The sequence below is a fragment of the Bacillus taeanensis genome, from assembly GCF_003318295.1.
GTDB classification, from domain to species: domain Bacteria; phylum Bacillota; class Bacilli; order Bacillales; family UBA6769; genus Maribacillus; species Maribacillus taeanensis.
In genome coordinates this window covers 103,398-112,542 of the sequence record NZ_QOCW01000014.1, presented here as the reverse complement: position 1 = coordinate 112,542, position 9,145 = coordinate 103,398, and the positions used below count along the sequence as shown (strand labels likewise).

Genomic DNA, 9,145 nt, shown 5'->3' with positions numbered 1-9,145 from the left:
TGTCTGCGTTAATTCGCGCTTTTGAAGTAATGACCGACCCGGCAAAAGCAGGTCCTGCGACGATTTGTATCTCACAGGATGTTGAAGGGGAAGCGTTTGATTATGATGTGAAATTCTTTGAAAAGCGTGTTCATTATATCGATCGCAAACTGCCGACAGAGCGTGAATTAAAAGGGGCAGCTGACTTAATTAAAGAAAGCAAAAAGCCGTTAATTGTTGTCGGCGGCGGCGTGAAATATTCAGAAGCACGTGAAGCGTTAATGGCATTTTCAGAAAAATATCATATTCCATTAGTGGAGACGCAGGCTGGTAAATCAGCGGTTGAATCTTCATTTAAAAACAACTTAGGCGGTTTAGGGATTACGGGAACGCTGGCAGCAAATAAGGCTGCTCGTGAAGCCGATCTAATTATGGGGGTCGGCACAAGATTTACCGATTTTGCAACGTCTTCGAAAACAGTGTTTAACTTTGAAACAACGAAATTTTTAAACATTAATGTAAGCCGTATGCAGGCATATAAACTAGATGCGTATCCAGTTGTGGCAGATGCACGCACAACGTTTGAAGCATTAACGCCAATGCTTGAAGGTTATGAAAGTGAGTACGGTACGCTTATCACAGAATTAAAAGAAGAATGGGCAGCTGAACGTAATCGTTTAAGTAAAGTTACTTTTAATCGAGAAAATTTTGATCCTGAAATTAAAAATCATTTTTCTCAAGAAGTACTTAATGAATATGCCGATGTTTTAAATACGGAATTTGCGCAAACAACAGCGCTTCTTACGATTAACGACACGATTGATAAGGACAGTATTATCGCCTGCGCGGCGGGTTCTCTTCCAGGAGATTTACAGCGCTTATGGCATGCCGAAGTACCGAATACGTATCATCTTGAGTACGGTTACTCATGTATGGGCTATGAAGTGTCCGGAACATTAGGGCTGAAATTAGCGGAACCAACAAAAGAAGTGTATTCAATCGTTGGGGACGGAAGCTTCCTCATGCTGCACTCTGAATTCATTACAGCGATTCAGTATAACAAAAAAATTAATGTCCTTCTTTTTGATAATTCCGGCTACGGCTGTATTAATAACCTGCAGATGGATTTTGGGAACGGCAGCTATTTCTGTGAATTCAGAACAGATGATAATCAAATTTTAAATATTGATTATGCAAAAGTTGCGGAAGGATATGGTGCGAAGTCATATCGTGTCACAAATGAAGAAGAATTAAAAGAAGCGTTAGAAGATGCGAAAAATCAAGACAAGTCGACTTTAATTGAGATTAAAGTACTGCCAAAAACAATGACAGACGGTTATGAAGGAAGCTGGTGGAACCTTGGTGTTCCGGAAGTGTCGAGTCAACCGGGTGTTCAAAAATCATTTGAGTTGAAACAAGAGAAATTAAGAAATGCAAAGCAGTATTAATACGAGATGCTTGTGAGAGGATGGGATAACAGTGGTGTTTAAACAAGATACTGTAAAGCTCGGTATTGCACCAATCGCTTGGACGAATGATGATATGCCTGAGCTGGGTAAAGAAAATACATTTGAACAATGCATTAGTGAAATGGCTTTAGCGGGCTTTACTGGCACAGAAGTTGGCAATAAGTACCCGCGCGATACGAAAGTGCTTCATTCAGCACTGGAAATTCGCAATATGGAAATTGCAAGTGCTTGGTTTAGTGCGTTTCTTACAACAAAGCCGTTTGAAGAAACAGCGGAAGCGTTTATTAAGCATCGTGATTTCTTGTATGAAATGGGTGCGAAAGTGATTGTCGTGTCAGAACAAGGTCACAGTATTCAAGGATTGGATGTCCCTGTTTTTGAGGAAAAAACGCACTTCAATGGAGAAGAATGGCAGAAACTTGCCTTAGGACTAGATAAACTAGGCGCCCTTGCAAACGAAAAAGGCATGAAGCTTGTTTACCATCACCATATGGGAACAGGCGTGCAAACAGAAAAAGAAATCGATCAATTAATGGAACTGACAGATCCTAATTTCGTTTACTTATTATTTGATACAGGTCATCTTGAGTTTTCAGGTGATGATTTCTTAAGTGTATTAAAAAAACATATCGGTCGAATTAAGCATGTTCATTTAAAAGATATTCGTCCGAAAGTAGTTAAGAAAGTAAAAGAGGGAAAATTAAGCTTTTTACAGGCAGTAAAAGAAGGTGCCTTTACAGTACCTGGAGATGGCTGCATTGACTTTGCTCCTGTATTTAAATTACTGGCAGAAAACGATTATGAAGGCTGGCTTGTCGTAGAAGCAGAACAAGATCCAGCGAAAGCAAATCCGTTTGAATATGCCGTAAAAGCAAGAAAATATATAAGAGAAACAGCGCAAGTATAAAAAATAATAAAAAAATAAAGAAACCCCTTTCATTTTTAAAGAAAGTAAGTTATGATAATAATAAGTTAAGCGCTTAACCACTCCTTTAATAGCGATTAATAAGATAATAAAAGGTGTATATTATATAAGCGCTTAACCTAAATATAAATTAAATCCTTAAATATTTTAAATCTGTATAAACAGAAAGGAGAAATAGATTATGACAGTTGAAACGAATGTTCAAACACTTAAAAACTATATCGGAGGAGAATGGGTAGAATCACAATCTTCTCAAACAATTCCAGTTCCAAACCCTGCGACAGAGGAAATTTTAGCGTATGTGCCTGTATCAACAAAGGGTGATGTGGATCAAGCTGTACAAACAGCGAAAAAAGCATTTAAAACATGGAGCAAAACAGCGGTACCAAAAAGAGCACGTATTCTTTTTAAATATCAGCAGTTATTAGTAGAAAACTGGGACGAGCTTGCAAGATTAGTAACACTTGAAAACGGTAAAAGCTTTAAAGAAGCACACGGAGAAGTATTACGAGGCATTGAGTGTGTGGAGTTTGCAGCAGGTGCGCCAAGCTTAATGATGGGGAAACAGCTTCCGGATATCGCAACGGGCATTGAATCTGGGATGTATCGTTACCCGGTCGGCGTTGTTGGCGGAATCACACCATTTAACTTCCCAATGATGGTTCCTTGTTGGATGTTCCCATTAGCGCTTGCTTGTGGTAATACATTCGTACTGAAGCCTTCTGAGCGTACACCACTTTTAGCAAACCGTTTAGCAGAATTATTAAAAGAAGCAGGTCTTCCAGACGGCGTATTTAACATCGTTCACGGTGCCCATGATGTTGTAAACGGCTTATTAGAGCATAAAGATGTTCCAGCAATTTCATTTGTAGGTTCACAGCCAGTTGCCGAATATGTGTACAAAACAGGCGCAGCGAACGGCAAACGCGTACAGGCGTTAGCAGGCGCGAAAAACCACAGCATCGTGATGCCAGACGCAGAATTAGACAATGCGGTGAACCAAATCATTGGTGCAGCCTACGGTTCAGCGGGTGAAAGATGTATGGCGTGTTCAGTTGTTGTCGCAGTTGACGAAGTAGCAGACGAGCTAATCGCAAAGCTTCAGGAAGCAGCCGACAACATTGTGATTGGTGATGGATTAAAGAATGAGAACGCATTTTTAGGTCCGGTTATTCGTAAAGAGCACAAAGAGCGTACAGCGAATTACATTCAATCAGGTGAAGAAGAAGGTGCTGTTTTAATTCGTGACGGACGTAACGATGAAAGCTATACGGACAAAGGCTACTTTATCGGTCCAACAATTTTTGACAATGTGACAACAGATATGAAAATTTGGAAAGACGAAATCTTCGCACCGGTCCTTTCAATTGTACGTGTGAAAGACCTAGAAGAAGCGGTTGAATTATCAAATCAATCCGAGTTTGGTAATGGGGCATGCTTATATACAACAAGCGGTGTTGCAATGCGTTACTTCAGAGAAAATATTCAATCTGGTATGTTAGGTGTCAACGTTGGCGTACCGGCACCAATGGCGTTCTTCCCATTCTCGGGCTGGAAAAATTCATTCTACGGTGATCTTCACGCAAACGGTTCAGACGGTGTGGAATTCTACACAAGAAGAAAAATGTTAACAGCTCGCTGGTAATTTTATAGAAAAATACCCTGGGTGCAGCAGTAATCATTGCATTACGACCGTAAGTCATCTGGGGTTTCTCTTTAAAGAAAATTCTCATTATAGTACGCTTTAGATTTTAAGAGGAGGGAATTTTAGCATGTCAGATTTAATCGTACCACGTAAGCATCGTGACGAAGAAGGAAAAGTATTATCGGTAACTCCTGAGTCAGCAGGCTGGGAATATGTTGGCTTTGAAGTATATGAACTAAAAGCAGGCGAAACGCTGGAAAAAGCAACAGAAGACCAAGAAGTATGTCTTGTGCTTTTAAGCGGAAAAGCATCAGTAAAAACAAAACAAGCAAACTTTGAAAATATTGGAAAACGAATGAACGTATTCGAAAAAATTCCTCCATATTCTGTTTATGTTCCTTCTGATGACAAATATGAAGTCGAAGCATTAACAGACTTAGAGATTGCGGTTTGTTTAGCACCGGGTAAAGGCACATATGAAGCGCGTTTAATTGCGCCAGAGGACGTTGGCACAGAAGACCGAGGCTCTGGTTCCATGTCTCGTAAAATTCATAACATTTTACCAGAACAAAAGCCGGCTGACAGCTTACTCGTTGTTGAAGTATTTACACCGGAAGGCAACTGGTCAAGCTATCCGCCGCACAAACATGATCAAGACAACTTACCGCAGGAATCGTATCTGGAAGAAACATATTACCATAAAGTCAATCCTGCCGAAAACGGTTTTGCGATTCAGCGTGTGTATACGGACGATCGCTCTCTTGATGAAACATTAGTTGTAAAAGACAGCAATGTGGTGCTTGTACCAAAAGGCTATCATCCTGTATCAGCACCTCCGGGTTATGAAGTGTATTATTTAAATGTCATGGCAGGACCGACTCGTACGTGGCAGTTTCATAACGATCCAGAACATGAATGGCTGTTTCAACCAATTAAAAAATAAATGTTATCAGGTTTATAGGGGTAAAAAGGGGATAAACGTAGGACGGATTATGATAGAAGATTCACTGTTTTTTTACGGTGAATCTTCTATTTATATAAATTCAATTAAAAATATAACGTGAAAATAAGATGATCACATATGGAAGCTGCAGCTATAAATCAATGTTTAAAGGGTGAAAGAGTGATGAAAAGTTATTTAATTGCATTTAATTCGATAAGAAAAATGGTGAATAAACATGAAAGCAACTATTTATGATGTAGCAAAAAATGCAGGCGTATCAATTGCAACTGTATCCAAAGTGATTAATAATAATGGTAGAATTAGCGATAAAACGCGTAAAAAAGTTTTAAAAATTATGAAAGATCTTGATTATCAGCCAAGTTTTGCTGCTGCTGCATTAACAGGTAAACGAACGAATACAATCGGCCTTTTAATTCCTGATCTTGCAAACCCTTTTTTTGCAGAGATAGCAAGAAGTATTGAAGATCGAGGTCACGAGTTAGGTGTAAGCGTTGTCATGTGCAGTACAGATAAAAATAAAGAAAAAGAAGAAAAGTATGTATCGTTACTCGTTCGTAAAAGTGTTGATGGCTTTATTTTAGCTTCCGGGTTTAGTAATGTAGAAGTAGTGGAAGATTTACTGAAAAAGAAGATTCCTGTTGCAATGATTGCACAAGATGTACCAACCCTTTTAGTTGATACGCTTTCTGTTGATGATTATAAAGGCGGCTATCTTGCAACAGTGCATTTACTGTCACTCGAACATAAACGTATCGCTGTAATAGGGGAGGTGGCAAGAAGCAGTGATGATCGTATTCGAGGATATAAAGAAGCACTGCAGCAGAGTGGTCATTTAGTACATGACGATTATATTGTAAGAAGTGAATCTTCAATAGAAGGAGGAAGAAAAGCAGCAGACCATCTTCTTAATCAGTCAAACCCTCCTACTGCAATTTTTGCATGTAATGATTTACTAGCAATCGGTGTCATTCAAGCTGTCCAAGCACGAGGATTAGTCGTTCCAAACGATGTGTCAATTATAGGCTTTGATAATACGATTTTAGCAACAACGAGTGACCCGGCTTTAACAACGATTGCGCAGCCTATTCATGAGATGGGACAGTTCATTATGGATTTACTTATTCAAGAAATCGAAGGAAAGAAAACGGTAAAAAGAAGGATGCTGCTTCTTCCTGAGCTTGTAGTGCGAAATTCAACCGCGAAGCCTTCAGTTTCAGTAGAGAAGCAGTTGACTTAGCTTTTTGTCTAGCTCTAGGCGTCATCGGCTCTATGGTTTAGCCAATCCGTCCAGAAGGTAAAAAACGACCTTCCAGCCGTCTCGTCTTATGCTTGTTGCCGATAAGCAGACGCCTTGCACTTTTCTAGAGAAAGGGGAAATGGAATGGAACTCACACGGCAGCAAACCCCGCTTCAAACAAGATTTTATTATGGTTGGGTCATTGTTGGAATCGCTGCCTTAGGTGTCTTTTTTTCAGGACCGGGACAAACATACTCAATCTCAGTTTTCATTGATTACTATATCCAGGATTTTGGATGGAGCCGTTCGCTTGTGTCAACAGTTTATTCAGCTGCCACGCTTGCAGCGGGATTGTTATTATTTATAATTGGGCGTTTAGTGGATCGATTTGGGCAGCGGTTTATGTCGGCAGCAGTCGGTATTATGCTTGCTATAGCTTGTTTTTGGAATAGCGCCATCACAGGCAGTGTGATGCTGTTTATCGGTTTTTTTATGATTCGTTTATTCGGTCAAGGTTCGATGACGCTTATTCCAAACACACTCGTGCCGCAGTGGTTTATTGAAAAACGCGGCAGAGCATTAAGCTTAATGGCAATCGGCGGTTTTTTAAGTTCGGCAGCCCTTCCGCCAATTAATGCATGGCTTATTGAAACATGGAGCTGGGAAACGGCATGGCGGGTATGGGGAATCCTGCTGTTTCTCATCTACGTACCGTTAGCACTATTTTTTATTCGTAACCGCCCTGAAGATAGCGGCATGCTTCCAGACGGTAAAACGATTAAGAAAGTAAAAAAAGGTACAAAATCAGAGGAAGAAGTATTTCAGGAAGAAAATTGGACATTAAAAGAAGCGATGAAAACACGCGCCTTTTGGTTCATTCTTATTTGTGTCGGAATACCAGCCCTTGTTAATACAGGCCTTACGTTTCACCTCGTTTCCATATTGGGGGAAAATGGGCTGAAGCCAACAACTGCTGCTTTTGTCCTTAGTTTAATGGCAATTGTAGGATTTCCGGTTACCTTTTTAGCCGGATATGCATTAGATAAATTTAAAGTACATATGATATTGGGTTTATCATTCATCGGGCAGCTGTTATTTTTACTGCTCGTTCAGTGGACCAATACCGTACTGATGGCGATTATATTTGGAGTCGTTTGGGGAGCAATTATTGGTTTTGAACGAATTGCACTAAATATTGTTTGGCCAAATTATTTTGGCCGAGAGCATTTAGGAAGTATTAAAGGAATTGCAATGACAGCAACTGTTATCGGTTCTGCTTTTGGGCCGCTTCCGTTTGGAATTGCTTATGACTTTTTTGGCGGCTATACAGAAATTATCTATTTAAGTATGTTTTTTCCGATTCTTGGTATTTTATTAGCAATAAGCTCGCCAAAGCCGGAGAAGTAGTAAGAGAACAGCGTATGAGCGCTGTTTTTTTATTTGCAAAAGTGTCCTAGGTAGGAGTCGGATAAAAAAACTGCTATAATTAAAAGATAAATTATTTGATCGAGAATGAGGAGTAATTGTTAAAAATATAGACAGATGTGTTTATATGTGTCGAAATGTGTATACGAAAAATGAAATGCTTTCTCCGCAAGAGGAACTAGTTCAAGATATTATATCTATCCTCCATGTCTTTAGTTGCCCAATATATTGTCTTAGAAAATATAAAAAGCGTATAAAGAAGGATGAGGAGATTGAAAAAAGCCTACAAAGTGGAAATCAAACCAACGGAACAGCAAGAGCAGAAAATTAAACAAACCATTGGTGTCTGTCGATATGTTTACAATTTGTATTTATCCAAAAACAAGGAAGTCTATGAGAAAGAAAAGAAGTTCATGAGTGGCTATGACTTTTCAAAATGGCTAAACAACGTACACACCAAACAAACCGATCAATGGATTAAAGACGTTTCAAGTAAAGCTGTCAAACAATCTGCGATGAATGCTGAAAAAGCCTTTAAGAATTTTTTTAAGGGGTTAACGAAGTTCCCGCGATTTAAGAAAAAGAAGAATCAAGACGTAAAAGCTTATTTTCCTAAGAATAACAAAACGGACTGGACAATCGAGCGTCATCGGGTAAAAATCCCTACGATTGGATGGATGAAACTTAAAGAGCATGGGTACATCCCAACACATGCCATCGTAAAAAGTGGAACTGTTTCACATAAAGCAGGAAGATATTATGTTTCTGTATTGTGTGAAGTAGACGCACAAAATAATCAAATCAATATAAACGATGGAATCGGTGTGGACTTAGGGATAAAAGATTTTGCTGTATGCAGTCATCATAAAGTCTTTGAAAATATCAACAAGACTCTTCAGGTTAAGAAGTTAGAAAAGAAATTAAAGCGCGAGCAGCGTTCTCTATCTCGCAAATATGAACATTTCAAAAAGAAAGGTGGTGTATCTGCTGCTAAAAAGAGAGCGAACATCGACAAAAATTTGTTGCGTCTTCAAAAGATTCATGCTCGATTAACGAATATTCGAGAAGAATATGTTAGAACTGTCGTCAATTCTTTGGTAAAAGCCAAGCCGAAGTATATTACAATTGAAGACTTAAACGTTAAAAGGATGATGAAAAATCGTCATTTATCTGATTCTGTTCGCAAACAAAAATTCTTTAGGTTTAAGCAATGGTTAACTTCAAAATGCAACGAGCATGGAATTGAATTAAGAGCGGTTGATCGTTTTTATCCTAGCTCTAAAACTTGTTCTTGCTGTGGATCTAAGAAAGTTGACCTTAGCTTATCAGATCGAATGTTTAAATGTGATGATTGCGACATGGAACTAGATCGAGACTTTAACGCAAGTCTAAATTTGAAATATGCAGCAGAATATACCGTTATCACTAAGCGATAAGGGATATGTGTACGGTGGGCTACATCGGAATTTACGCTCATGGAGTGTCATACAAACTGCGGTAG

7 protein-coding genes and 1 pseudogene are annotated in these 9,145 nt (G+C 39.1%); all 8 read left to right on the top strand.

The genetic code is table 11. The annotated features are described in order from the left end of the window. On the top strand, positions 1–1,427 hold a 1,427-nt coding region (locus DS031_RS14015), incomplete at its 5' end, for a thiamine pyrophosphate-dependent enzyme (protein WP_113806702.1). Between the two features lie 34 nt (positions 1,428–1,461). Continuing rightward, the gene (gene iolE / locus DS031_RS14010) at positions 1,462–2,355 is read left to right on the top strand and encodes a myo-inosose-2 dehydratase (protein WP_113806701.1); all 894 of its coding nucleotides are present in this window, start codon (positions 1,462–1,464) and stop codon (positions 2,353–2,355) included. A gap of 199 nt (positions 2,356–2,554) precedes the next feature. Then, positions 2,555–4,018 carry a CoA-acylating methylmalonate-semialdehyde dehydrogenase gene (locus DS031_RS14005; RefSeq protein ID WP_113806690.1) on the top strand — a complete coding sequence of 488 codons (1,464 nt, stop codon included), beginning with the start codon at positions 2,555–2,557 and terminating at the stop codon, positions 4,016–4,018. 127 nt (positions 4,019–4,145) lie between these two features. Further along, a complete protein-coding gene (iolB, locus tag DS031_RS14000; protein WP_113806689.1) occupies positions 4,146–4,961 on the top strand; it encodes a 5-deoxy-glucuronate isomerase in 816 nt (271 codons plus the stop codon). Between the two features lie 235 nt (positions 4,962–5,196). Continuing rightward, positions 5,197–6,219 carry a LacI family DNA-binding transcriptional regulator gene (locus DS031_RS13995; RefSeq protein WP_113806688.1) on the top strand — a complete coding sequence of 341 codons (1,023 nt, stop codon included), beginning with the start codon at positions 5,197–5,199 and terminating at the stop codon, positions 6,217–6,219. Between the two features lie 144 nt (positions 6,220–6,363). Continuing rightward, on the top strand, positions 6,364–7,626 hold the full coding sequence (locus tag DS031_RS13990) for an MFS transporter (protein WP_113806687.1): 1,263 nt from the start codon (positions 6,364–6,366) through the stop codon (positions 7,624–7,626). Positions 7,627–7,795: 169 nt separating this feature from the next. Further along, positions 7,796–7,975: pseudogene (locus DS031_RS13985) on the top strand (IS607 family transposase); the annotation flags it as partial. Further along, positions 7,917–9,080, top strand: a complete 1,164-nt coding sequence (locus DS031_RS13980) for an RNA-guided endonuclease InsQ/TnpB family protein (RefSeq protein ID WP_113806686.1) — start codon at positions 7,917–7,919, stop codon at positions 9,078–9,080. The pseudogene DS031_RS13985 and the gene DS031_RS13980, both read left to right, overlap by 59 nt. Positions 9,081–9,145: the final 65 nt, after the last annotated feature.

What these genes read in the sequence shown, in the direction of transcription:
- DS031_RS14005 (WP_113806690.1), top strand. Translation starts at nt 2,555, where the DNA reads ATGACAGTTGAAACGAATGTTCAAACACTTAAAAACTATATCGGAGGA.
- iolB (WP_113806689.1), top strand. Translation starts at nt 4,146, where the DNA reads ATGTCAGATTTAATCGTACCACGTAAGCATCGTGACGAAGAAGGAAAA.
- DS031_RS13995 (WP_113806688.1), top strand. Translation starts at nt 5,197, where the DNA reads ATGAAAGCAACTATTTATGATGTAGCAAAAAATGCAGGCGTATCAATT.
- DS031_RS13990 (WP_113806687.1), top strand. Translation starts at nt 6,364, where the DNA reads ATGGAACTCACACGGCAGCAAACCCCGCTTCAAACAAGATTTTATTAT.